This window comes from Desulfobulbus oralis, from assembly GCF_002952055.1.
In the GTDB taxonomy this organism is placed as follows: domain Bacteria; phylum Desulfobacterota; class Desulfobulbia; order Desulfobulbales; family Desulfobulbaceae; genus Desulfobulbus; species Desulfobulbus oralis.
In genome coordinates this window covers 788,073-810,961 of the sequence record NZ_CP021255.1, presented here as the reverse complement: position 1 = coordinate 810,961, position 22,889 = coordinate 788,073, and the positions used below count along the sequence as shown (strand labels likewise).

The 22,889-nt window shown below is 63.1% G+C and carries 20 protein-coding genes; 13 read left to right on the top strand and 7 right to left on the bottom strand.

What is annotated here, in order from left to right; all coding sequences use genetic code 11:
• The first annotated feature begins 178 nt into the window (after positions 1 to 178).
• The 4 genes from def to CAY53_RS03485 are packed head-to-tail and all read left to right on the top strand — an operon-like array spanning position 179 to position 2,909.
• A complete protein-coding gene (def, locus tag CAY53_RS03500; protein ID WP_104935955.1) occupies positions 179 to 697 on the top strand; it encodes a peptide deformylase in 519 nt (172 codons plus the stop codon).
• The gene (gene fmt / locus CAY53_RS03495; protein WP_104935954.1) at positions 694 to 1,635 is read left to right on the top strand and encodes a methionyl-tRNA formyltransferase; all 942 of its coding nucleotides are present in this window, start codon (positions 694 to 696) and stop codon (positions 1,633 to 1,635) included. The genes def and fmt overlap by 4 nt, the downstream gene beginning before the upstream one ends.
• Positions 1,636 to 1,646: 11 nt before the next feature.
• Positions 1,647 to 2,114, top strand: a complete 468-nt coding sequence (locus tag CAY53_RS03490) for a phosphatidylglycerophosphatase A family protein (protein WP_104935953.1) — start codon at positions 1,647 to 1,649, stop codon at positions 2,112 to 2,114.
• Positions 2,115 to 2,120: 6 nt separating this feature from the next.
• Positions 2,121 to 2,909: an amidohydrolase family protein gene (locus CAY53_RS03485; protein WP_104935952.1), complete on the top strand. Its 789-nt coding sequence runs from the start codon at positions 2,121 to 2,123 to the stop codon at positions 2,907 to 2,909.
• Positions 2,910 to 3,062: 153 nt separating this feature from the next.
• Here CAY53_RS03485 and CAY53_RS03480 read toward each other — a convergent pair whose 3' ends face one another.
• The 3 genes from CAY53_RS03480 to CAY53_RS03470 form a co-directional block, all read right to left on the bottom strand.
• A complete protein-coding gene (locus tag CAY53_RS03480) occupies positions 3,063 to 4,298 on the bottom strand; it encodes an LL-diaminopimelate aminotransferase (protein ID WP_104937416.1) in 1,236 nt (411 codons plus the stop codon).
• A gap of 320 nt (positions 4,299 to 4,618) precedes the next feature.
• Positions 4,619 to 6,130 (bottom strand): DUF445 family protein, encoded by a 1,512-nt coding sequence (locus tag CAY53_RS03475; RefSeq protein ID WP_104935951.1) that lies wholly within the window; start codon positions 6,128 to 6,130, stop codon positions 4,619 to 4,621.
• Positions 6,123 to 6,794: an HAD family hydrolase gene (locus tag CAY53_RS03470; protein ID WP_245874867.1), complete on the bottom strand. Its 672-nt coding sequence runs from the start codon at positions 6,792 to 6,794 to the stop codon at positions 6,123 to 6,125. Before CAY53_RS03470 ends, CAY53_RS03475 begins: the two co-directional genes overlap by 8 nt.
• Before the next feature lie 289 nt (positions 6,795 to 7,083).
• On the opposite strand from CAY53_RS03470, the gene ftsE reads away from it, so the two are divergent.
• The 4 genes from ftsE to CAY53_RS03450 are packed head-to-tail and all read left to right on the top strand — an operon-like array spanning position 7,084 to position 11,496.
• Positions 7,084 to 7,812 (top strand): cell division ATP-binding protein FtsE, encoded by a 729-nt coding sequence (gene ftsE / locus CAY53_RS03465; protein ID WP_245874866.1) that lies wholly within the window; start codon positions 7,084 to 7,086, stop codon positions 7,810 to 7,812.
• Complete coding sequence (locus tag CAY53_RS03460) at positions 7,809 to 8,696, top strand: cell division protein FtsX (protein ID WP_104935949.1); 888 nt, start codon at positions 7,809 to 7,811, stop codon at positions 8,694 to 8,696. The genes ftsE and CAY53_RS03460 overlap by 4 nt, the downstream gene beginning before the upstream one ends.
• The gene (locus CAY53_RS03455) at positions 8,696 to 10,081 is read left to right on the top strand and encodes a murein hydrolase activator EnvC family protein (RefSeq protein ID WP_104935948.1); all 1,386 of its coding nucleotides are present in this window, start codon (positions 8,696 to 8,698) and stop codon (positions 10,079 to 10,081) included. Before CAY53_RS03460 ends, CAY53_RS03455 begins: the two co-directional genes overlap by 1 nt.
• Positions 10,078 to 11,496, top strand: coding sequence for a S41 family peptidase (locus tag CAY53_RS03450; protein ID WP_245874865.1), 1,419 nt, complete (start codon positions 10,078 to 10,080; stop codon positions 11,494 to 11,496). Before CAY53_RS03455 ends, CAY53_RS03450 begins: the two co-directional genes overlap by 4 nt.
• 6 nt (positions 11,497 to 11,502) lie before the next feature.
• Here CAY53_RS03450 and era read toward each other — a convergent pair whose 3' ends face one another.
• The gene (gene era, locus CAY53_RS03445; protein WP_104935947.1) at positions 11,503 to 12,423 is read right to left on the bottom strand and encodes a GTPase Era; all 921 of its coding nucleotides are present in this window, start codon (positions 12,421 to 12,423) and stop codon (positions 11,503 to 11,505) included.
• A 107-nt stretch (positions 12,424 to 12,530) separates the two neighbouring features.
• Here era and CAY53_RS03440 point away from each other — a divergent pair, with 107 nt between their 5' ends.
• The 4 genes from CAY53_RS03440 (at position 12,531) to CAY53_RS03425 (ending at position 18,385) form a co-directional block, all read left to right on the top strand.
• Complete coding sequence (locus tag CAY53_RS03440) at positions 12,531 to 14,528, top strand: ribonuclease catalytic domain-containing protein (protein ID WP_181040403.1); 1,998 nt, start codon at positions 12,531 to 12,533, stop codon at positions 14,526 to 14,528.
• A gap of 172 nt (positions 14,529 to 14,700) precedes the next feature.
• On the top strand, positions 14,701 to 16,125 hold the full coding sequence (locus tag CAY53_RS03435) for an MATE family efflux transporter (protein WP_219842718.1): 1,425 nt from the start codon (positions 14,701 to 14,703) through the stop codon (positions 16,123 to 16,125).
• A 21-nt stretch (positions 16,126 to 16,146) separates the two neighbouring features.
• Positions 16,147 to 17,028 (top strand): DUF2156 domain-containing protein, encoded by an 882-nt coding sequence (locus CAY53_RS03430; protein WP_181040402.1) that lies wholly within the window; start codon positions 16,147 to 16,149, stop codon positions 17,026 to 17,028.
• A gap of 160 nt (positions 17,029 to 17,188) precedes the next feature.
• Entirely contained in the window at positions 17,189 to 18,385 is a 1,197-nt protein-coding gene (locus CAY53_RS03425; protein ID WP_219842717.1) for a transposase, read from the top strand.
• Between the two features lie 73 nt (positions 18,386 to 18,458).
• Here CAY53_RS03425 and CAY53_RS03420 read toward each other — a convergent pair.
• A protein-coding gene (locus CAY53_RS03420) for an IS5 family transposase (protein WP_245874864.1) occupies positions 18,459 to 19,198 on the bottom strand; the annotation gives its coding sequence in 2 pieces (ribosomal slippage) (positions 18,459 to 18,865 and positions 18,865 to 19,198; 741 coding nt in all).
• Positions 19,199 to 19,393: 195 nt separating this feature from the next.
• On the opposite strand from CAY53_RS03420, the gene CAY53_RS12875 reads away from it, so the two are divergent.
• Positions 19,394 to 19,567, top strand: a complete 174-nt coding sequence (locus CAY53_RS12875) for a hypothetical protein (protein ID WP_181040401.1) — start codon at positions 19,394 to 19,396, stop codon at positions 19,565 to 19,567.
• Between the two features lie 463 nt (positions 19,568 to 20,030).
• Here the strand turns inward: CAY53_RS12875 and CAY53_RS03415 are convergent, their stop codons facing one another.
• Entirely contained in the window at positions 20,031 to 22,172 is a 2,142-nt protein-coding gene (locus CAY53_RS03415; RefSeq protein ID WP_104935945.1) for a SulP family inorganic anion transporter, read from the bottom strand.
• Positions 22,169 to 22,399 carry a hypothetical protein gene (locus CAY53_RS03410; protein ID WP_104935944.1) on the bottom strand — a complete coding sequence of 77 codons (231 nt, stop codon included), beginning with the start codon at positions 22,397 to 22,399 and terminating at the stop codon, positions 22,169 to 22,171. Before CAY53_RS03410 ends, CAY53_RS03415 begins: the two co-directional genes overlap by 4 nt.
• Positions 22,400 to 22,889 lie beyond the last annotated feature (490 nt).

Genomic DNA, 22,889 nt, shown 5'->3' with positions numbered 1-22,889 from the left:
TCGGCCCGGAGAAAACAAGCGCAGGAACCGGCAGCGGATCTCGTGCGACCAGGCGGACCAGCCGGCCATCGCTGCCCGGCCTCGGACAGTGGCTATCCTGTCTTTACAAGCCCGGCCAAAGGGATTACATAACATCCGGATTGTACGTAGCACAAGTTTCCTCCATTCCACAAAAAAGATGGCCTTGCGAAAGATTATAACCTACCCCAACCCGATTCTGCGCCAGCAGGCCAGACCGGTGACCGTTTTTGACGAGGAACTGAAAAAGCTGGTGGCCGACATGGGCGAAACCATGTTCGCTGCGCCCGGCGTGGGTCTGGCCGCCAACCAGATCGGCCTGCCGGTGCAGGTCGTGGTGGTCGATCAGTCCACCAAGGAAAAAAAGGACTATCTGGCGCTCATCAACCCGGTGCTGTCGGGCGGTCAGGGCACGGTGGCCGACGACGAAGGCTGCCTGAGCGTGCGCGAGTACCACGCCTCGGTCAGGCGCTTCTACAGGATTCATGTACAGGCTTTGGACGTGGCGGGACAGCCGCTGAACTTCGACGCGGAAGACCGCTTTGCCCGCATCATCCAGCACGAGGTGGATCACCTGCGGGGTATTCTGTTTCTTGACCATCTGAGCGGCCTCAAACGTGCGCTTTACAAAAACAGACTCAAAAAGATCCTGGCACGGGACGGGCAGGAAGCGGCATGAGTCGACCCCTCCGCCTGATTTTCATGGGCACGCCGGACTTTGCCGTGCCCTGTTTGCAGGCGCTCCTCGAGGGTCCGGACGCGGTGGCTGCTGTGGTCTGTCAGCCCGACCGGCCCCGGGGCCGCGGCCGGAAACTGGAGCCGCCGCCGGTCAAGCGGCTGGCTGCGGCCAATGGCCTGCCGGTGCTGCAGCCGGAAAGCGTGAAGGCCCCGGAGTTCCTGGCACAGCTTGAGGCCTTTGCGCCGGATTTGCTGGTTGTGGTTGCCTATGGCAGGATACTGCCCGCAGCGGTTCTGCGGGCAGCCCCGCTGGGGGCCATCAACGTGCACGCCTCGCTTTTGCCCAGATACCGTGGCGCCGCGCCGATTCAGTGGGCGCTCATCAATGGGGATGGGGAAACGGGCGTGTCCATCATGCAACTGGATGCGGGCATGGATACCGGCCCGGTACTGCTCACGGCCCGGGAGGCGATTCGACCGGAGGATACGGCAGGCACCCTGGCTCCGCGTCTGGCCGCCTTGGGGGCGCAGACGCTCGTGCAGGCCGTGGCGGGCCTGAAGACGGGGCAGCTCAGCCCACGCCCGCAGGAACAGGCCCTCGCGACTCAGGCCCCCATGCTGGACAAGGCCCTGGGGCATCTTGACTGGACCCAGCCCGCCGCCCGCCTGCACTGCCTGATTCGCGGCTGTGACCCCTGGCCCTCGGCCTATGCCTTCTTGCAGGGCCGGCGCTACCGTTTTTTCAAGCCCGTATGTGTGGAGCAGAGCAGTGACGCCGCTCCGGGCACCATCTGCCGCGCCGATGGGAGCGGCCTGTATGTGGCCAGCGGTCAGGGCCTTTTGTGTCTCAGAGAAATCCAGCCGGAAGGCAAAAGGCGAATGCCGCTTGCCGCCTGTCTGCATGGCACGCCGCTTGCGCCCGGCCTGATCTTTACCTGAAAGGAAACTCCGTGGACAAAATCCTGCTTCGTCTCGCCACCTTTGGCGGCATCGGCTTTCTGCCCGGGGCGCCGGGCACCTGGGCCTCCGCGGTCACGGCCCTGCTGTGGCTGGCCATCACCTATTTTTTACCCATCCGGCCCGCACCCTACTGGCTCATCGTGGCCATCCTCTTCGTCGTGGGCCTGATCAGCGCCGGGGCGGCGGAGAAGATTCTCGACCAAGCCGACCCTGGCTCGGTGGTGATTGACGAAGTAGTGGGCCAGCTCATCGCCCTCTATGCCGCGCCCGCCCACCCCATGGCCGCCTGCGCCGCTTTCCTGCTCTTCCGCATCTTCGACATCTGGAAGCCCTTTCCCGTGAGCTGGCTGGACAGCCACCTCCACGGCGGCATCGGCATCATGCTGGACGATGTCATGGCCGGCATCTATGCCCTGCTCGTGCTGCAAGTGGGCCTGTTTGTGGTCCGCCTCTTCTGAGCGTCCATGCCCTGCATCGATTGCCACACCCATGCCTTCCCGGACACGCTGGCGCCCCGGGCCATCGGCGCCCTGGCCCAAAAGGCCGGCAGTTCCTTCAGCGACGGCACCATCAGAGGGCTTCTGGCCTCCATGGACAGGGCCGGCATCGACCAGGCGCTCATCTGCTCCATTGCCACCAAGCCGGCCCAGTTCGACCATATTATGGCCTGGTCACAGAGCGTGCGCAGCGCCCGCCTCATCCCGCTGCCTTCGGTGCATCCCAAAGACCCGCACATGATCGGGCATGTGCGGCAACTGCACGCGGCCGCTTTTCCGGGCATCAAGATGCACCCCTACTATCAGGATTTCACCCTGGACGACCCGGCGCTCTTTCCGCTCTACGACGAACTCAGCAGGCTGGGGCTCATACTGGTGCTGCATTCGGGCTTTGACATCGCCTTCCCCAGGCTGCGCCGCTCCGACCCGGCAAGGACGCTCTGGCTGGCCAGAGGCTGGCCGGAACTCAGGCTGGTCGCCACCCACCTGGGCGGCTGGGATGACTGGGACGAGGTGGAGCGTCTGCTCCTCGGCCGGCCCATTTATCTGGAGCTTTCCTTCGGCCCGGAGATGCTGCCTGCGGAGCGCTTCCGCAGGATGCTTCTGGCGCACCCGGCGGATTACCTGCTCTTTGGCAGCGATTTGCCCTGGACCGACCAGAAAAAGGGGCTGGACGCCCTCCGGGCGCTGGATTTACCGGAGCCTTTGTTCAGAAAAATCACTTCGGAAAACGCGAAGCGGCTTCTGAACCTGTAGCGCCCGGGCCCGCCTGGTGCGCATGGGCCACTGCCAGGGCCTTTGCGGTCCTGGCAGTTTTGCCTTTGACTCGCCGGCCAAAGGGCCGCCTGCCGCATGCAACAGGTTGCTGCTTCGTACCCGATGCGCCCCCAGGAGGCAGCAGGGCGGCCTTCAGGCCTTCAGCATCCTGGCTGCCCCGGCCAGGCGCTCCATGGCCTTCTGCACATTTTCCCCGGAATTGAAGGCCGAAAGCCGGACATAACCTTCGCCGCAGCGGCCAAAACCGGCGCCGGGCGTGCAGACCACGCCCGCGTGCGTGAGGAGCAGATCGAAAAACTCCCAGGAATCCCGGCCGCAGGCAACCCAGATATAGGGCGAGTTGCTGCCGCCCACATGCTGGTAGCCAAGCTCGTCCAGCGCCTCTCCGATCAGCCGGGCATTTTCCAGATAGCCGTCGATGAGCGCCCGGCACTGGGCCTGGCCTTCCCGCGAGTACACCGCTTCGGCGGCCCGCTGCACCGGGTAGGAGACGCCGTTGAACTTGGTGCTGTGGCGGCGATTCCAGAGACCGTGCAGGCTCTGCTCCCGGCCCGCCGCGTCCCAGGCCCTGCAGTCCCTGGGCACCACGGTATAGGCGCAACGGGTGCCCGTAAAGCCCGCACTTTTGGAAAAGCTGCGGAACTCGATGGCCACTTCCCGGGCGCCGGGAATTTCGTAAATGGTGTGGGGCAGCCGCTCGTCGCGGATAAAGGCCTCGTAGGCCGCGTCGAAGAGAATGAGCGCCTGATGCTTGTGGGCATAGTCCACCCAGAGTCCGAGCTGCTCCCGGCTCACCGTAGCGCCGGTCGGGTTGTTCGGGAAGCAGAGGTAGATCAGGTCCGCCTTTTCCGCCGGCAGCTCCGGGACATAGCCGTTTGCAGCGGTACAGTCCAGATAGATCAGGCCCTGGTAGCGACCCTGCGCCCAGACCCCGGTGCGTCCGGCCATGACGTTGGTGTCCACGTACACCGGATACACCGGATCGGGCACGGCAATGCGCGCGCCCTGGGCAAAGAGCTCCTGAATGTTGCCGGTATCGCATTTGGCGCCGTCGGAGATGAAGATCTCACCGGCGTCGATGTCGGCGCCCCGGCTCTGGAAGTCGTGCTCGGCAATGGCCTGACGCAGAAATTCATAGCCCTGTTCCGGGCCGTAACCGCGGAAGGTAGCGGCTGCGCCCATTTCGTCCACCGCCTTGTGGAAGGCCGTGATGCAGGCCTGCGGCAGGGGATTCGTGACATCTCCGATACCCATGCGGATGAGTTCGCGCTCCGGGTGCTTTTGCTGGAAGACGGAAATCCGGTGCGCAATGTCGGCAAAGAGGTAGGAGGCCTGTAACTTGAGATAGTTGTCGTTGATGTGCAGCATGGCGTGTCTGGGCTTGAAGGGATGAAAAAACCGTGGCTGCAGGATAGCAGGCCACAGTCCCTTGTGCAATCCCGGCCTGCATTTTTTGTTATCCTGCCTTGTCTGGAACGGTTACGCAGGTACCTGATCATGGCCTGCGTCGCCTTTTTGCAGGCAGAGGCTGTCCAGCCATTTTGCGGGCGCGAACAGCGAGGCAGCGCCGGCCGGTGCGGCCATCAGCCGGGCTATCCCCGCGAAGGGAGCCCATGAGCTCTGCTCCAGTTCGCCAGCAGCGCTGCTGCAAGCTACATTCAGCCGCTGTGCATGGGCCTGCCATCCGATTACCGCAGGCCTTGCAGCGCCAGGTTCAAGCCGCCAATCAGAAAGCCCAGCACCGCGCCAAAGAGATTGATATACCGGAACTGCTCGGCCATGATGCCCAAAAGCAGTTGCTCCAGTTGCAGCAGATCCAGCGCATCGATCTTTTCGCTGATCAGCTCCCGGAAATTGAGCGCCTGCACCAGGCCGGGCAGCTCGCGCAGCAGGAGCTCCTTGCCGAGCCGGACCAGCCGGGTCTTGACCAGCTCGCGCGTCGAGTCCGGGAACTGGCGGAACAGCGGGCCCAGGATGGGGCCCGGCGCTCCGCTAAAAAGCTGCCGCACCAGGGCGGCGGCCATGTCCCGCAGCAGCGCCTGGCCCGCCTCTTCCCGAAAAAAGGCTGCAACTGGGGCCGAGAGACTGGTTTTGCCGTCCGGCGCTGCCCGCAGCAGCCGGGTGAGGCCCAGTGCCAGTTGCCGTGCCAGATGCGCATTCGCCGCCGGGCCAGGCAGCGCCGCCACGAGGCGCTCGCCCAGGTTTCGGCACAGCGCGTCCAGCTCGCCCGGCGGCAATTCGTTCAGCAGATCGGCAAGCGGTCTGCGCAGCAGCACATCCACGCTTTCTTCCAGTACCGTGGCCAGTTGCCGCTGCAGGGGCGGACTCGTGAGCCAGCCTCTGACCTCGTCGCCGTGGCTGTCCAGATAGCGGTCGATTTTGCCGGCCATGGCGCCGGATTCGAAAAAGCCCTGGGCAATCGCGCCCAGGGCCCCAAGCGATCCCAGAACCTGATAGACCAGGGCGACCAGCAGCTCCAGCACCTGGGGCCGCCTTTCCTGCGCCAGCACTTCATCCGCCACACGCTCCAGAATGAGCGGGCCCTGGGCCTGCATGAACACAGCGAGCCTTCGGCTCAGGTCTTCCGGCACCAGATCGATCAGTGCCAGGCCCTCAGCAGCGGCCTGCCGGAGCAGGGCCTGACAGAAGCGGCCCAGACTTTCGCCGCTCCCGGCAAGGGCCTGGGCCAGCAGGCGCTGCATGAACGGCTCGAGCGACGCCTCTTGCAGCCGGGCGCCCGTCCCGGTGAGCAGCGGCGCCAGCCGCGCCTCGGCCCCGGGCCCGGTCAAAAATGCCTGCAACCAGCCGGCAAGCGCCTTGCTGGCCTGTTTCTGCAGGGCCGCCAGCTCGTCTGCATGATCCGGCAGGAACAGGGCGGAAAGCGGGGGCCAGTCCCGCCCGCAAAAGGCCGCAATCTGCCGCGCCATCAGGGCCTGGAGCTGCTGCTGAAAGGTTTCGGCGGCAATGGCCCGGCTGATGGAGTCGGCAGTGAGCAGACGAGCGCCCACCATTTCACCGATGCGCAGGGCCAGGGCATGGCGCTTGGCCGGAATGATCCCCGGCGTGAACGGCAGGCGCCAGCCGCACAGATGCCAGGGCCGCAGCGGCCGAAACAGCATCCGGATGGCGACTTTGTTGGTGACATAGCCAATCAGGGCGCCCACGCAGGGCGGGGCCAGCAGGGCCAGCAGCTCAGACATCAGAGGCTTCTGTCCAGGTAGCGGAGGATATCCCGGGCCGCTCTGCCAGCACATCCGCACCCGCAGCCCGCAGTTCATCCGCGCCGCGGAAGCCCCAGAGCACGCCCACGGCGCTCATGCCTGCATGCTTCGCGGTCAGCATGTCCACATCGCTGTCGCCCACGTAGAGCATTTCAGCGGGCGCGAGCCCCAGCAGCCGGGCCGTCTCCAGCGCCCCTGCCGGGTCCGGCTTTTTGGGCACCCCTTCCCGCTGGCCCAGCACCGAACGGAAGGGCCAGGATGGCAGCAGCGTCTGCACGCAGAGTTCGGTAAAGTGCTGCGGCTTGTTCGAGAGCACCGCCAGCTCCAGCCCACGCTGCACCAGGTCATCCAGCAGGTCGGCAATGCCTGGATAGGGCCGGCTGTGCTCGTGCCAGCACCTGGCATATTCCTCCCTGAAGGCGCCGAGCGCAGTCTCCACTGTTTCGACCTCCCGGCCCAAAGGCGCGGGCAGCATCCGTTCGACCAGAATCCGCACGCCGGAGCCCACAAAGAAACGGTATTCCGGCACGGCATGGGTTTTGTGCCCCATTGCCGCCAGAACGCGGTTGCAGGCGTTCGCCAGATCCTCCAATGTGTTGAGCAGCGTGCCGTCCAGATCAAAAAGCAGCGCCCGATACGCCATGAAACACCTCCACTTGTGCTGTTCGCTTCCAGGAGCAGGATGGGCGGAACTATACCCGGCTCCCTGGCCCCTATCCAGCAGAAAGCCCCCTGCCGCACACCACCGTCCGGACACGATGGCGGTCCCCGGTGCCGCAACCCCGCAATCTCTCCAGAAAAAACGCTGGACTTGCCTCACGAGATGCTATAGTAAGAAGCATGCTGGTCAGTGCCGGGGTGTTCTCTTGTTGCCTGGCCGGCAATTTTCTTTTTTGTCTGCAGCCCGCGCTGCCTCAAACCCTGCCATGCCCATGAATCAGGAACTGCCACCGCCTCCGGTGATTGAAGTCATCAAGGTCTCCAAGTTTTATCCGCCCGATGTCGAAGCCCTCTCCGATATCTCCTTTGCCATCAACAAGGGCGAAATCGTATACCTGACAGGCATGAGCGGCGCCGGCAAGACCACGCTGATGCGGCTCATCAGCCGCATGGAAAAGGAAAGCAAGGGGCTTCTGGACGTGGCCGGTTTTGACCTGAGCAAGCTCAATCACAAAAATATCCATCTCCTGCGCCGCAAGGTGGGGGTGGCCTATCAGGATTTCAAACTGCTGGCGGACAAGAGCGTGGCCGACAACATTGCCCTCAGCATGGAGGTCATGTACGAAAAAAAATCGGTCATAGAGGAGCGGGTGCGCAGCCTTTTGGAGCAGCTCAACCTGAGTCGCAAGTACGATATGCTGGCCGGCGAACTCTCCCGCGGCGAGCAGCAGCGGGTCTCGATCGCCCGCGCGGTGGCGAACAACCCGGAGATTTTGCTGGCCGACGAGCCGACCGGCAATCTGGACGCTGAAAACACGGCCCGGGTGATGAGCCTGTTCTACCAGCTCAACCGGCAGGGCTGCACACTGCTGATCGCCACTCACGACAAGAGCCTCTACCGTGGCCTGGGCCGGCGGATCCTGGAGCTGCGCGGCGGCCGCCTGGTGGGCTCGGACACGTCCTTTGCAACCGGGGCCGCGCCTGTGGAGGGTCAGGCATGAGATTTCTCGCCACCATGCTGCTGCACACCGGCCGCAACCTGCTTTTGACCTGGAAATCACAGCTCATGAGCTTTTTCACGGTGCTGCTCTCGGTGCTGATTTTCTCCTTTTTCTATCTCACCTATGCCAATGCCATTCAGGTAGGCGCGGGCATGGGCAACGACCTCCGGCTCGTGGTCTACCTGAACGAAGACCCGCCGCCGGCGCTGCAGGAGGAATACCGCCACCGGATCGAGCAGTTCGACGCGGTGGACCGTATCGAATTTGTCAGCAGCGATGAGGCCTTGCAGCGTTTTTCAAAGCAACTGGGCAGTGACAGCGACGTGCTGGGCGGCGTGCCCAATGACTTTCTGCCGCCTTCCATTGAAGTGTATCCGAAGCGCTCTCTCGACAGTCTGGCCAAGATCAAGCGCTTCTCCGACTATCTGGAACACCTGAACGGCGTGCAAAAGGTGCAGTACGGCCGGGAGTGGATAGACCATTTCCACTCCTTCATCCAGCTCATGCGCATCGTTATCACGCTTTCGGGCATCCTGTTGATCATGACCTCGACCTTCATGGTGGCCTACAGCATCAGGCTCTCCATGCTCTCCCGCATGAGGGAACTGGAGCTGCTCAGGCTGGTGGGCGCGACCACCCATTACATTCGCATGCCCTTTCTGCTGGAAGGGGCGCTCATGGGCTTCTGCGGTTCGCTTGCGGGCATCTCCGCGCTCTACCTGCTCTACCGCTGGATCAGGCTCCAGTTTGCAGGCCCCACGCTTTTTCATCTGGTGCCCTTCGACTTCCTGTCCTGGCCGGTTATGTGCGCCATTGTGGCGGCAGGCACGCTGCTCTGCGCCACGGGCAGCTTTCATTCCACCCGCCCGGTTCTTTATCTGTGATGTCTGGAAGGTTTTTTCTGCTCTGCACCCTGCTCTCGCTGCTTGCCCTGTCGCCCCAGGCCGAAGCGGCGAAGACCGGAAGAAGCGATACCCGGCCAGCCAAAACCACGCAGGCCCTCAGCGAAGAAGAGACCCGCATCAGCATCAGGCAGCTCGAGGAATCCATCCAGGCCCAGGAAGAGCGACTGGAGGAAAACGCCGGCAGAGAGCATGGCCTGCTGGCCGAGCTGCAGCGCCTCGACATGGCCATGGACGAACAACGCCGGCAACTGGAGGATCTGCAGGCCCGGCAGGATGAAAAACAGGCGCTTATCGAGGCCCGGGCCCAGGAACTGGCCCGGCTGGCCGGGCAGCACCGGCAACTCCAGGAGCATCTGATGAAACGGATGCGCGCCTCCTATCTCATGGGAAAAACGGGGCTCTTCAACGCCCTCTTTTCCAGTTCGAGCATGGGTGAACTGGTGCGCAGCAACGAGGCCTTCCGTTCGCTGGTCACCTACGACCGGGAGCATCTGCTCCGCTTCCGGGAAAGCATGCAGGAGGTTGAGCGGGCCAAACAGGCCCTGGCCCGGGAACAGGACGAACTGGCGCAACTGATCGCCGAGGCCGGCGAGCAGCAGCACCAACTGCAACTGGCAGCGGACCGGCAGAAGCAGTTCCTGGACAAGGTGCAGACCGAGCGTAGTCTCCACGAGCGGGCCATCCAGGAGATGAACCGGGCCCAGCGCGAACTGACCGACACGCTGAAGCGTATGGCCGATGAGGAAAGGCAGCGGGTTGTCCGCGCCTTTACCGGCAGCAAGGGCAAGCTGCCGCCGCCCATCGAGGGCAGCATCATCCGCTCCTTTATGGAGCCCGGCTTCGGGGACGAAGTCGATTCCGCGCCCTTTGCCCATGGCATTACCATTGGCGTTGACGGCGAACGGGAAGTCAGGGCCGTGTACGGCGGCGTGGTCATTTATGCCGACTACATGCCGGGCTACGGCAAGATGGTGATCATCGAACATGCCCAGCAGTACTACACGGTGACCGCCAAGTTCGCCAAAATCCTGGTCGGCGAGAAAACCCGGGTCGCCCAGGGCGATCTGCTGGGCACCACGGACACCTTTGCCACCCTGATCGGCAAGGGCCTCTATTTTGAAGTTCGCCACGGTTCGGTGGCCGAAGACCCGACGACCTGGCTCAAACCCGGCGCTTTATCCAGGGCGCCCAAAAAGACTGTGCTGCCGCCGGCCGGGGCAGGTCCGGAAAAGCCCGCTGACGCCCCGCCTGCGCCCTCGCCCGATGAGACGCCTCTGGTGCCCATTCCGAACCAGAACGATAACCAGGAAGCTCCGCCCGTCCCGCCAGACAAGCATGCCGAAACGACGCCGGAGGCCGAATGAATGCATCCGTACTGCCTATGTCTGCCAGACCCTCAGCTCCCGCCCTGCCGCCCTTGAGTGCACTGCTTTCGCTGCGCTGTGGCACTGCACATGCCGCCTTTCTGCTCGTGGCCGTCCTGCTGGCATTGCTGGCGGCGCCCGCCTGGAGCGACGCCAAGGAAAGCGGCGACAAGCCGGGCGGCGACAAGCCGGATGCCTATCAGGAGCTGGAAATGTTCGCCAATGTGCTGACGCTCGTGCAGCAGTACTACGTGGACGAGACCAACATGAACAGCCTGATGAAGGGAGCGGTCAACGGCATGCTGAGCTCTCTGGATCCCCATTCCGGCTATATGACGCCCGAGGATTACCAGGAACTTGAGGAGGAAACCAGCGGCAGCTTCACCGGCGTGGGCATAGAGGTCACCCTGCTGGACGGCGTGCTGACCGCGGTTGCCCCCATAGACGGCACTCCGGCCGACCGTGTGGGCATCAAGCCCGGCGACCAGATTCTCCGCATTGACGGCCAGCCCACCAAGAACATGAGCCTCGTCGAATCGATGAAGAAGATGCGGGGGCCCAAGGGCAGCAAGGTCACCCTGTCCATTCACCGGGCCCAGTGGCGGGGCACCCGCGATTTTACGATGGTTCGCGCTGAAATTCCGCTGCTCTCGGTCAGGGCGAGCCAACTGGCGCCGGGTTACGGCTATATCCGCATCTCCAACTTCCAGGATTCGACCACCGACGACACGCTCACAGCGCTGGACAAGCTTCGGGCCCAGCAGCCGATCAAGGGGCTGGTGCTGGATCTGCGCAACAATCCGGGCGGCCTGCTGGAACAGGCGGTCAGAGTGGCGGACATCTTTCTGGATCACGGCACCATTGTCTCCACCAGGGGGCGGGGCAACCGGGAGCAGATTCTGTATGAAGCCCATCCGGATACCCGGGTCGAAAACTATCCGATGGTGGTGCTGATCAACGGCGGTTCGGCCAGCGGCTCGGAGATAGTGGCCGGCGCGCTGCAGGATCACAAACGGGCGCGCGTTCTGGGCACCACCTCCTTTGGCAAGGGCTCGGTGCAGACCATCGTGCCGCTGCCCGACGGCGCGGCCATCCGGCTCACCACCGCACGCTACTACACGCCCAGCGGCGCCTCCATCCAGGCCACGGGGATCCGGCCGGACATCGTGGTCCCGCTGGATACGCCCGGAGATCAGGACAGCGCGGCGGCGGGGCAGGAGATCCTTCGGGAAAAGGATCTGCCCGGCCATCTGGACAACGACGCCAAACCAGCCCACGCGGCAACGGAGGCCGCACCCGACGGTTCCCGCCAGGAAGAGACCTTCCAGCGCGTCAACAGCATTATGGACATGGGCAAGCGGCTGGAGCAGGACAACCAGCTCAGACGCGCGCTGGAGCTGCTCAAAAAAGATTGAGCCGGGCTATTCCGGCAGTCCCAGCCGGGTCAGCGCCCCGTTTTTTTCCGGCCAGTTTTTCTGCACCTTCACCCACAGCGCCAGGCGCACCGGTCGGCCCAGCATCCGGGCCAGTTCCCGGGTGGCCTGCCGGCGGATCTCGCCCAGCATGGCCCCGCCCCTACCGATCAGAATGCCTTTTTGTGAATCCCGCGCCACTATGATGGTGGCCACGATGCGGTTGGGGCTGACCGTCTCGTCGAAAAGGTCGATCAGCACTGCCGTGGCATACGGCACCTCATCCCGCGTGCGCAGGAAAATGACTTCGCGCACGGCTTCCGCAGCCAGAAAGCGCTCGCTCAGGTCGGCCGGCATATCCTCCGGGTAGTAGGGCGGCCCCTCCGGCAGATGGCTGACAATGGCCTGCACCAGCGCGTCCAGGCCCTCGCCCCGGATTGCCGACAGGGTCAGCACGCCGGCAAAATCGTGCTGCGCCCGGCATTGCTGCGCCAGCCTGTGCAGGGCATCGGGCGGCACCTGGTCGCTTTTGTTCAGGGCGAGCAGCAGCGGGCAGTCCGGCAGCCCGGCTGCGCCGGCTTCCGGCGCCGTCAGCAGGGCCAGTTGCCTTTGCAGATAATCGGCCTTTTTCGCCGCTTCGGCCGCATCTGCCAGAAACACCGTCACATCGGCATCCCGCATGGCCTCCCGCGCGACCCGGACCATGCGGCGGTTCATTTCCGCCCTGGCCTTGTGCAGGCCCGGGGTGTCCAGCATGATAATCTGGTAGTCGTCCCCATGGACAATGCCCATGATGCGGTTGCGGGTCGTCTGCGGCCGGGGCGTGACAATGGCGATTTTCTGGCCCAACAGGCGGTTCAAAAGGGTGGACTTGCCGGCATTGGGCGGCCCCAGCAGGGCGGCGACGCCGGAATGAAAGGCAACTGCCATCAACAGTTCTCCGGAAGCATTGATTTTTGTGAAAACGGGTGACTTTGAGCAACAGGCCGGATAGAGTGAATCTTTTACACTGTATGCCGCATTCCCTCAAGAAAGCCATGATTCTCCCCGGCACTCTCATCGAATATATAGATAACGGCGTCTTTCACTGTGCCCTGGTGATCGCCGGCAGCGAACGGAAACTCCGCCTGCTCGGCCACAGCGGCCGGGAATTTCTTTTGCCCGAAAGCCGCATCCTGAGCGCCTCTGAAGAGCGTTTTGCCTGGGAGCGGCGCAGCGCCACCCAGACGCTTTTGCAGGAACGCTGCGAGAGGCGCAGGGCCCTGGCTGCGGCCATCCGGCTGGACGAGCTGTGGGAACTCGTAAGCGACGAGCCGGAAGGCGGTTTTGCCCCTGATTTTCTGGCTGGGCTGCATTTTGGCAGGGATTTGGACGATGACCGGCGCGCCGCCTTTCTCCGCGCGGTTTTTGCCGACCCCTTCTACTTCAGGTACCGAAACGGCCAGATTCATGTCAACAGCGCCGAGCAGGTGGAGCAGCTCAGGCGCCAGCGTGAGCAGGCCGCCATCCGTGCACGGCAGGTGGCGGACGCGGCCCGCTGGCTGAGCCGGATGCGGCAGGGCGAAGCGGTGCACGCCGAGCAGTGGCCGGAGCGCGACCAGACCATCGGCATGGTGCAGGACTGGGCGCTGGAACGTGCCGACAGCGGGACGGCCGAGCTGATGCGCGACATCTTCAAACAGGCCGGACTGACCGCGCCGGATGCGGCCCGTCAATTGCTGGTGGCCGCCGGCGTCTGGGATGAGGACGAAAATCTGGCGCTCCTGCGTTCGGATTATCCCCTGGTCTTTTCGGCGGAAAGCATGGCCTGCGCGGCCCTGGCGCAGGCGCCCGACGCGGCGGCGCTGCTGGCCGCCCCCAGGTGTCAGGACTTCCGCGACCTGCCCCTCTTCACCGTTGACGCCGAAGACACCAGGGACTTCGACGACGCCCTGCATGTGAGCATGCAGGAGGGCCGGCTGCAGGTCGGCATTCACATCACCGATGTCAGCCGCCATGTGGCGCCAGACGGCCCGCTCTTTGCCGAGGCCCGGGAGCGCGCCACCTCCATGTACTTTCCGGAAGGGCAGGTGCCCATGCTGCCGGAGTCGCTCTCTCAGGGTCTGTGCAGCCTCATCGAGGGCCAGGTGCGGCCGGCCTTCAGTTTTCTGGTCACCCTGAACGAAGACTGCGACATTCTGCACAGCAGCATCACCCCTTCCGTCGTCTGCGTGCAGCGCCGCCTGAGCTATCACGAGGTGGACTCGCTCATGCGCAGCGAACCGGCCTTCAGGCTGCTGAACCGCCTGCGCCAGCGGCTGCGCCAGAACCGGCTGAAACAGGGCGCGCTCTTTCTGTCTCTCCCCGATGTGTGCTTTGACCTGAGCGACCGGAAGCATATCGGCGTGCGCCTGGAGCCCGCGGACAGCCCTGCCCGCTCCATGGTCGCCGAGCTGATGATCCTGGCCAACGCCATGGCTGCGGACTACTGCGCGGTGCGGGAGCTGCCGGGGCTGTTTCGCTCGCAGCCCCCGCCGCGCCGCCGCCTGCTGAGCGGTGCGGACAACACCATCCTTGACATTGCCTGCCAGCGCCAGTGGCTTTCCCGGGGCGAGCTGACAACCTTTCCCAAGACCCACAGCGGCCTGGGCCTGAACAGCTACACCACCCTGACCTCGCCCATCCGGCGTTTTCTGGATCTGGTCATGCAGCACCAGCTTGGCCACGCGCTGGCCGGCAGGGGCATGCTCTTTTCGGCGGAGGAGTGCAAGGCCTTTGCCGGTATCCTGCAGCAGAATCTGGCCCGGGCCGCGGCCATAGGCCAGCAGCGCCACCGCTACTGGATTCTGCGCTATCTGGAACCGCGGGAAGGCGAGCGGGTGAAGGCCATGGTGATCAGCAGCAATCCCAGACGGGTCTGTTTGCTGCTGACGGATTGCCTCTTTGAGGTGGATCTGCCGCCCATGCCCTCCTTTCATGTGGAGCCGGGCGACACGGTGCGTATCCATCTGGCGCGCGTGCGGCCGGCGGAGAACATGCTCAGGGTGGAGTGGTAGGAAAGCGCCCCATGCCGCCAGCCGGCCCAGGGCATCGTCTGCCCCGGCATGCGGCGAGTCCTGCAGAGCCGCCCTTGCAAGCGGCCGGATCGTGCATAGCTTCACGGCAGCACGGGCCGGGCCGGGAACCGTCGATTCCGGCCTCTGCATGATCCGAACCGAATGAAAAGCTATGGCAACAAGGCACAGCCCCGCTGATGCTTCCGCGAAAACCGGCGACCTGAGCACCAGCCCCCGCGTCGTCTGGAGCCTGACCTGGCCCCAGATGCTCATGATGTATCTGATGTTCTTCATGGGCTTTGTGGCCGTCTGGGTGGCCGGCCGGATCAGTGCGGACACCCAGGCCGCCCTCGGCATGGTGAACCAGTGCAGCACCTTTCTGATGGTGGTGGCCATGGCGCTCTCCAGCGGCGCCATGGCGGCGGTGAGCCAGTCTCTGGGTGCGCGGCGGCGTGATCGGGCCCGGCGCTATGTGGCGGCCACGGTAATCGGCTGTTTCACGCTGGGGCTGGGAGTGGCCTTTGCGGGCTGGTTGTGGCACGATGCCATTCTGCGTCTCCTCAGGGTGCCGGAGAGCATTTTCCCCCAGTCCCGCGAGATGTGGCGGGCCAGCATGCTGGCTCTGCCGGCCCAGTATCTCTATGCCGCGACCGGCATGATGTTTCGCGCCACCCGGCAGGTGCTGCCGGCCCTGGCCGTGGCCATGCTGGTCTGCTGCGTCAATCTTGTGCTCTGCCTCGGGCTGGGACTGGGCTGGATGGGGCTGCCGGACTGCGGCTACATGGGACTCATCTGGGCCATGGTGGGCTCGGTGGCCCTGGGGGCGCTCTGCAACTGCATACTCCTGAACCGAACCGGTTACCTCTCCGGCAGCGCCCTGCCCACCCGGCGCTGGCTGAAGGCCGGTCTGCCCTATCTGATGAAGGTGGCCTTGCCGGCCGGCGCGGCCCAGCTCGTCTGGCATTCCGGCTACCTGACCCTCTTTGCGCTGGTGGCCTCGCTGCCCCATGACAAGGTCAATGCCCTGGCCGGCCTCACCGCCGGCATGCGGGTGGAGGCGCTGCTCTTTTTACCGGGCATGGCCTTCAACATGAGCGTGGCCGTCCTGGTGGGCAATTCCCTGGGCGCCGGCAAGCCGGCCCAGGCCAAACGGGTCGGCCTGAACATGGTTTGGGTGGCAAGCCTCATGATGAGCGTGGTCGCCGCCTGCCTCTGGCCCTTCCGGCAGACGCTCGCCGCAATGCTCGCCTCTGACGCCGGCGCACAGATGCAGATTGTGAACTATCTCAACTACAATCTGCTGTCCACGCCCTTCTCCATCGCCAGCACGGTCATGGGCGGCATTATGGTGGGCGCAGGCGCCACCCGCTACAATCTCTTCATCTACGGCGGCACCTTCTGGCTGCTGCGGCTGCCGCTGGGTTGGCTGCTGGGCCACAGGCTCTGGGGTACGGCGGATGGCGTCTTCCTGGCCATGCTGGCCTCGCAGGCGGTGCAAACCAGCATCATGCTGTACGTGCTGCTCCGCCGCAACTGGACACGTTTCGCCATGCGCGTCAGCCCTTCGGCGCAGCGGGCTGGCGTCGAAAAAACCTGAAATCCCAAGAGGAGCATACCGGTGAGCAAGGCATTTACCCCCGTGACCCTGGCGGAAAGCGAACGCTACTATGAACTCTGGCAGCAGACCCCGCGCCGCTCGCTGGACTATACCCTGGCCAATCTCTGGGGCTGGCAGCGGCACTACGGTCTGGAATGGGTCTTTACGGACGGCCTGTGCTGGATTCGCCAGACCCGGCCCAGACCCTGCCTCTGGGCGCCCATTGGCGCATGGGATGCCGTCAACTGGCAGGATCTGCCGGATTCCGGCCTGGGTCCGGAGATCATCCGCGTGCCGGAGGAGCTGGCGCAGCTCTGGCAGCGTGATCTGCCCGAAACGCTGGACATCGAAGAAGACCGGGGCCAGTGGGAGTACCTGTACAGCCAGGAAGAGCTGGCCACCCTGCCGGGCAGGCGTTTTCACAAGAAACACACCCACCTGAACAACTACATCAAAAGCTACGGCGAGCCAGACTACCGCCCCATCAGCGATGCCATGGTCGAGGATGTGCTGGGCCTGCAGGATGACTGGTGCCAGTGGCACGAATGCGAGGGCTCGTTGTCCCTGCGTGCTGAAAACGAGGCCATCAACCGCGTGCTCAGTCACTGGAACCAGTTCCGGGGGCTGGTGGGCGGTTCACTGTACGTGGACGGCCGGATCGTGGCCTTCAGCGTGGGGGAGAATCTGGACGGCAAAAGCCTGGGAGTGCATTTTGAAAAGGGGCTGGGCGGCTTCAAGGGCGTCTATCAGACCATCAACTGCGCCTTTTCCCGCCATGCGGGCCGGGGCTTCGCCACCATCAACCGGGCCCAGGACCTGGACGAGGCTGGCCTGCGCCAGGCGAAGATGACCTACAATCCCGTGGGCTTCCTGCGCAAGTATCGGGTGCGGCTGGCGTGCTGAAAGCCTGGATCAAGGAGCCAGGCAAAGCACAGCCGTTCCTTCATGAACACGGTGCCGCGACGCTCCGGTCGCCTCAGAAATCACTTCAGCAGCCCGTTGAAAAAGTCTTCAGGCAAGGCATAATAGTGCACAGGCGATCAAATTATGTTGAGGAGGCGTCATGAGTCTTGGCCGGAAGCAGGCAGAGCAGAAGAGCATGTGGCTGATCTATGATCAGCTGCCCCAAAGTCAGGGGCATGTCTTTTACGAGCGGCTGCAGAAGCTCCTGCACCAGAAAGCATTTGACGCCTTCCTCGAAAAGCTCTGTGCGCCCTTCTACGCCGAAAAACTCGGCCGCAGGTCCATCCCGCCGGGGCGCTATTTCCGCATGCTTTTGATCGGCTACTTCGAGGGCATCGACTCTGAACGCGGCATCTGCTGGCGCTGTGCCGACTCCCTTTCTCTGCGCGAATTCCTCGGGCTCGGCCCCACCGAATCCGTGCCCGATCATTCCTCCCTGTGCCGCATCCGGGGGCGCCTGCCACTGGAAGTGCATCACGAAATGTTTGTCTTTGTGCTGCGGATTTTGGAGCAAGCCAAGCTGCTGAACGGGAAATATCTGGGCATCGAAGCCTCTAGCATGGAGGCGAATGCGGCCATGAAGAGCATTGTTCGTCGGGATACAGGCGAAACCTACCAGGAAATGCTTGAACGCCTGGCTGAAGAGAGCGGCATCAGGACGCCGACCAGGGCGGAGTTGATCGCCTTTGACCGCAAGCGCCAGGGCAGAAAGACCTCCAACAAGGATTGGCAATCGAGCACCGATGAGGACGCACGCATAGGCAAACTCAAGGATGGCCGCACCCACATGGCGTACAAGCCCGAGCATGTGGTTGATCTGGAATCCGGGGCCATTGTTTCGGCTGTGGTGCATCCTGCGGATCAGGGTGACACCACAACGCTTGCCACCACACTTGACGACGCCCAGGCCAGGCTGTGCGTGGTCGGGGACAAGGAAGGAGCGCCCAGCATTGACGAGCCCTTTGCCCTGGTGGCGGACAAGGGCTATCACAGCCGGAAAGTGCTGAAGGATTTGCCGGATTCTTGCACAAGCCGGATCAGTGAACCGGCGCGCAAGGGGCGATTGCGCTGGAAAGGCGACATGGATGCCCGGGATGCGGTGTACGGGAACAGGAAGCGGATCAGTTCCAGTACGGGCAAGGCGCTTTTGCGGGCGCGGGGCGAGCGGGTGGAGCGCAGCTTTGCCCACTGTCTTGACCGGGGGCTGCCCTGCCCTTTGGCAAGACCCAGGTCAACTCGGCACCGTGCAGAACAACCTGCGTTCCCCGGCACTGCTGTCCCACTAACTTTGGAATAGCGATAACTGGTTGTTATGTAATGGTATTTTTTGTTTTTTCCGGACAAAAAGGTTTGTCTAGGCTCAGGCCTCATTAATCGAGATAGAATATGATGGAAGCCGCGAGGCACAGAGCTGAAAAGAAGGTATGTGCGCAGCGGTCATAACGCATGGCTATTCTCCGCCAGTCCTTGATCCTGCCAAACATGATCTCGATCTTGTGCCGCTGTTTATACAGATTTTGATCGTACGGGCAGAGTCTCTTTCGGCTCCTTCCGGGCAGGATGCAGGGCGTAATGCCTCTGGTACGCAGGGCATCACGGAACCAGTCGGCGTCATAACCACGGTCCGCCAGCAGCTCCCTGGCCTCGGGCAAAGCATCTATGGCATCCATAAGCAGGGCGGCTCCCTTGTAGTCGCTTACCTGGCCTGCCGTGAGCGTCGCAAAGGGCATAGTTTTGGAGTTCAGCCCGCCCTTTGTGCGTCCGATGCAGCGGGAAAGAGCCCTTTTTTGAGCAAACTGGCGGCGGTACGATGCGCCTTGAGGTGGGTCGCATTGATCATCACCTGGCCATCCTGTCCCGCTGTTTTTGCCAATTCGGCAAAAATGTTGTTGAAGATGCCCATCTGGCTCCAACGCAAAAAACGATTGTAGAGCGTTTTATAAGGGCCATACTCGCGCGGCGCGTCCTTCCACTGCAAGCCATGTTTGATGACATAAATGATGCCGCTGATGACTTTCCGGTCATCGACCCGCGGAATACCATGTGACCGTGGAAAGAAGGGCTTGATACGTTCGAGTTGCTCGGCAGAAAGGTAGAACAGTTGGCTCATGGCGTCCTCCCTGAGCACAACTAACCAGATTTTCTGCTTTTTGGCAATTAATGAGGCCTGAACCTAATCTGCTATGCCCGGTAGATTCTCATTCCAAATTCACCACTTGGTAGGAACCTGAAAAGTTAAAAGGACAGGGCGGGATTCTGGTAGAGTTGAAAGTAGCAATAGCCAAGCAGCCAGAAGGAGCCCGCCATGTCCCATACCCATCTTACTCTGGAAGAACGCATCGGCATCAAATTATTTGTATCCACAGGCTTGAGCTACGGGAAATTGCCAGATGCCCTGGTCGAAGCCATACAGCCTTTGCCGGGGGCTGCGCCATTACCGCTGCATGAGCCGCTCCGATCTGGTCGTCTGGGTCGATAAGAAACTCCGTAGCGACTGGTCGCCCGAACAGATTGCGGGCTGTCCGCGGCTGGACTATCCAGAGGATGCAGGCATGCGCATCAGTGAGAGACCATCTACCGTTGGATTTATGCAGCCCCACAGCTTGGCGATACCAACTATCGCCATTTACGCCGCCCCACAAACGCCGGAGGCGGCAAGGCCGGGGCGGAGGCCGGTTTCCCGGGCCTATCGATATAGCCCGGCGGCCGCAGCCTGTTGTAGGCAGATCCCGCTTTGGGGCGTGGCGGCGGATCCGGCCTGCGCCGCCAGGGGCAAGGCGGCCCATCGGCCGCATAGACGACCTCGCAACCGCTCAAGCTACCAGACTCCCGCTGAAGTGTTGAACCCTGCCCTCACCGGTACGCTTGCAAGTTGCATTATCGGCTGGGCTGTCTTGCAGGCCCAGCGCAGAAGCAGTACCTCAAAAACAGGGACTGCCCTGTCATGGCCGATCCCCCCTGCCCCTTGACGGCCTCTGGACGGGCGGTATGGCACAGGCGTTTTCACCTTCGCCCAGCCTGGAGTAGATAGCGGTTAGGGCCTGGGTTTCGGTGGCAAAGATATTCTGCTCCCCACCGATAAAGCCAAACAGACCTGTGGCGCGCAGCACATCCAACACCTGCTTCTTCAAGCCGGAGAAAACCACCTCCACCCCCGAGCGATGGAGCTGGGCGACCACACTGTGCAGCATGCCCTCGCCCGAAGAATCGATGAAGCTGATCGCATCGCCCACGACAAGCAAGTACTTGATGTCGCGGTGATCTGCCACTGCTGCCAGCACCGCGTCCTGAAAATAGGCGACATTGGCGAAATACAGGGCGCCATCAAAGCGAAGGGCCACCACCCTGGTGGAAATAACCAGATGCGGGATGACGGTCACATCGCGAAAACTGCCGTCTTCATGCCGGCCAAGAATGGCCACCCTGGGCGCCATGGTACGGTAGAGACTGTGACCGATGGCCAGCAAGGCACCGATGATGATCCCTTTATCGAGATGGGGCGCGGCCAGCAGGGTGAGCACAAAGGTGGCCACAGCGACACAGGCATCGGCCCGGCTGGCCCTCCAGACCTGCAAAAAGGCCCTGGGGGTGATCAGGCTGGCCACGGCAAAGGTGATGATCACTGCCAGCACCGCCTTGGGCAAATGGTAGATATAGGGGGTGAGAAACAGCAGGGTTATGGCGATAAAAAAACCGTTGAACACCATGGCCAGGCCGGTTTTCGCCCCGGCCTGCAGGTTGATGGCCGAACCGGTGAAGGAGCCGCTGGCCGGATAGGCCTGGAAGAAAGAACCGCCGATGTTGGCCAGACCCTGTCCGATCAACTCCTGGTTCGGATCGATGCGCTGCCTGGTTGAGGCGGCCATGGCCTTGGCCATGGAAATGGATTCCATAAAGGCCACCAGGGCCACAACCAGGGCAGCGCTCATCAGTTGCGCTATGCCGTTGAGGCTGATCGCGGGCATTTTCAATGAGGGCAGACCGGCAGGCACGGCGCCCACCACCTCGCCACCACCGTTTAGGTACAGTTGCCCCTGGCTGATCTTCTGGATATGCCACAGGCGGCCGTCAGTCTTGACCCCCTGGGGTACCGCGTTCCACTGGTGGAACCGGACCGGCTCTCCGGAGAGCGTACGCACGAAATAGGTTTTGCGCAGGGTGCGCATGCTGGCACGGCTGTCCTTCTGTGCCGCCTCGCTTTCGATCTCCAGCAGGTTGAGGCGAAAGCGCAACTCGGCGGCTGCCCGGGAGTCCCTGTTTTTTTCCGCCTGGCGCAGCTCTGCGTTCAGGCTGGTGATGCTGTTGGCGATCGCTGCCATGTGCCGCAGGGAGGCATCGTGTTTTTCGATGATCTCCCGGGCAACCGGGGTGGCCACATCGTCTATGCGGGCCGTTGTTTTATGTTCAAAGCCGATGCAGAAGCTGATCAGGGTGGTGAGCAGCACCACCAGCAAGACCCCGGATTTGGCCAGGAAACGGATCTGCTTGACCCCAAGCAGCAGCAGCGCGGTACCCACCGACATGGCCAGCGTCGGCAGATGGGTCAGGGGCAGGTAGCCCAGCATCTCCCAGACATCCATCAGGAAAAAATCGCTGCGGCCCTTGGGAATGCCAAGCAGCATGTCCAACTGGGACAGCCCGATGATGAGGGCGGCTGCGTTCATGAAACCCAGGATGACCGGATGGGAAACAAAGTTGACCGCATTGCCCAGTTTGACCAGACCAAGAACGAGTTGAATGCAGCCCGCCATCAGGGCGAGCAGCAGGGCCAAACCGATATAGTCCGCGGAACCTGGAGCTGCCAGGGGCGTGACCGCCGCCGCGGTCATCAGCGAGAGGATGGCCACAGGGCCCGTGGCCAGTTGCCGCGAAGAACCCCACATGGCCCCGATAATGGCCGGAACCAGTGCGGTATAGAGGCCAAACTGCAGGGGCAGGCCAGCCAGCTGCGCATAGGCCATGGCCTTGGGCACCAGCACCAGGGCACCGGTAATGCCGGCAACGAGGTCTGCGCGCAAAAGCAGCGGCGACAGGGGCAACCAGGCGACAAAGGGAAAAAGACGCAGGATGAGGTGACGGGTCATGACGCAGCGCCGGTGGCATCAGGGGACGGATCGCCGGCACCTTCCTGTGCGGCAACTATCAGCACCGCACAATGCGCCCGGCCAATGACATTTTCAGCGACATGGCCGGGCGAGAACCTGCACTGGCTGCGCTGGCCCTCTGCCCGCACCTGGGCGCAAAAGGCCGGCACCGGGCTTTCGGCCTCCTGCCGTTTTGCCTCCCGCTGCATCACGGACAGGATGCTCATCTGCTGAACGGTTTTCCTCCGGCAACTCAACGGGATATGGGTTCCGCTCGGAATCGCCGCCCCGGGCACTACGAGAACCCGGGGAAAGCCAGGGCCACGCCGCCTGCCTGCGCCATGCTCCCGACGTGGTCGAAAGAGGGCGCCAGGGCCGCCTGAGCCCGGCGAAGGGCAGAATCCGCCGCGCAAAGCGATCCGCGCTGGGCAGGCAGCACGTGCAAAGCGATCCGCTTGGCCAGGCAGGTCTGGCTGAAAAAAAGCCGCCTGCATGGCGCCCTCGCCCAACCAGGAAGCATCGGTGACCAGGCGCAGGCTCTTGACCTGAGCAGGCAGGTTATCGGCAAGACAGGCCATGGGCATTCCTTGTGTGGGATGATCGTATGCCGCGCGCGGCAAGGCGCTCAGGCTCCCGGAACCGCCGGTGCTCCGCAGGCGGCCCTGTTGGCCCCGAGCCCTGTGCCCGAGGTCTGCAGCCGATGATACTCCTTTTCCG

Excerpts from the sequence above, each read along its gene's own strand:
- def (WP_104935955.1), top strand. The coding sequence starts at position 179 with ATGGCCTTGCGAAAGATTATAACCTACCCCAACCCGATTCTGCGCCAG.
- fmt (WP_104935954.1), top strand. The coding sequence starts at position 694 with ATGAGTCGACCCCTCCGCCTGATTTTCATGGGCACGCCGGACTTTGCC.
- CAY53_RS03485 (WP_104935952.1), top strand. The coding sequence starts at position 2,121 with ATGCCCTGCATCGATTGCCACACCCATGCCTTCCCGGACACGCTGGCG.
- CAY53_RS03480 (WP_104937416.1), bottom strand. The coding sequence starts at position 4,298 with ATGCTGCACATCAACGACAACTATCTCAAGTTACAGGCCTCCTACCTC.
- CAY53_RS03475 (WP_104935951.1), bottom strand. The coding sequence starts at position 6,130 with ATGTCTGAGCTGCTGGCCCTGCTGGCCCCGCCCTGCGTGGGCGCCCTG.
- CAY53_RS03470 (WP_245874867.1), bottom strand. The coding sequence starts at position 6,794 with ATGGCGTATCGGGCGCTGCTTTTTGATCTGGACGGCACGCTGCTCAAC.
- ftsE (WP_245874866.1), top strand. The coding sequence starts at position 7,084 with ATGAATCAGGAACTGCCACCGCCTCCGGTGATTGAAGTCATCAAGGTC.
- CAY53_RS03460 (WP_104935949.1), top strand. The coding sequence starts at position 7,809 with ATGAGATTTCTCGCCACCATGCTGCTGCACACCGGCCGCAACCTGCTT.
- CAY53_RS03455 (WP_104935948.1), top strand. The coding sequence starts at position 8,696 with ATGTCTGGAAGGTTTTTTCTGCTCTGCACCCTGCTCTCGCTGCTTGCC.
- CAY53_RS03450 (WP_245874865.1), top strand. The coding sequence starts at position 10,078 with ATGAATGCATCCGTACTGCCTATGTCTGCCAGACCCTCAGCTCCCGCC.
- era (WP_104935947.1), bottom strand. The coding sequence starts at position 12,423 with ATGGCAGTTGCCTTTCATTCCGGCGTCGCCGCCCTGCTGGGGCCGCCC.
- CAY53_RS03440 (WP_181040403.1), top strand. The coding sequence starts at position 12,531 with ATGATTCTCCCCGGCACTCTCATCGAATATATAGATAACGGCGTCTTT.
- CAY53_RS03435 (WP_219842718.1), top strand. The coding sequence starts at position 14,701 with ATGGCAACAAGGCACAGCCCCGCTGATGCTTCCGCGAAAACCGGCGAC.
- CAY53_RS03425 (WP_219842717.1), top strand. The coding sequence starts at position 17,189 with ATGAGTCTTGGCCGGAAGCAGGCAGAGCAGAAGAGCATGTGGCTGATC.
- CAY53_RS12875 (WP_181040401.1), top strand. The coding sequence starts at position 19,394 with ATGTCCCATACCCATCTTACTCTGGAAGAACGCATCGGCATCAAATTA.
- CAY53_RS03415 (WP_104935945.1), bottom strand. The coding sequence starts at position 22,172 with ATGACCCGTCACCTCATCCTGCGTCTTTTTCCCTTTGTCGCCTGGTTG.
- CAY53_RS03410 (WP_104935944.1), bottom strand. The coding sequence starts at position 22,399 with ATGAGCATCCTGTCCGTGATGCAGCGGGAGGCAAAACGGCAGGAGGCC.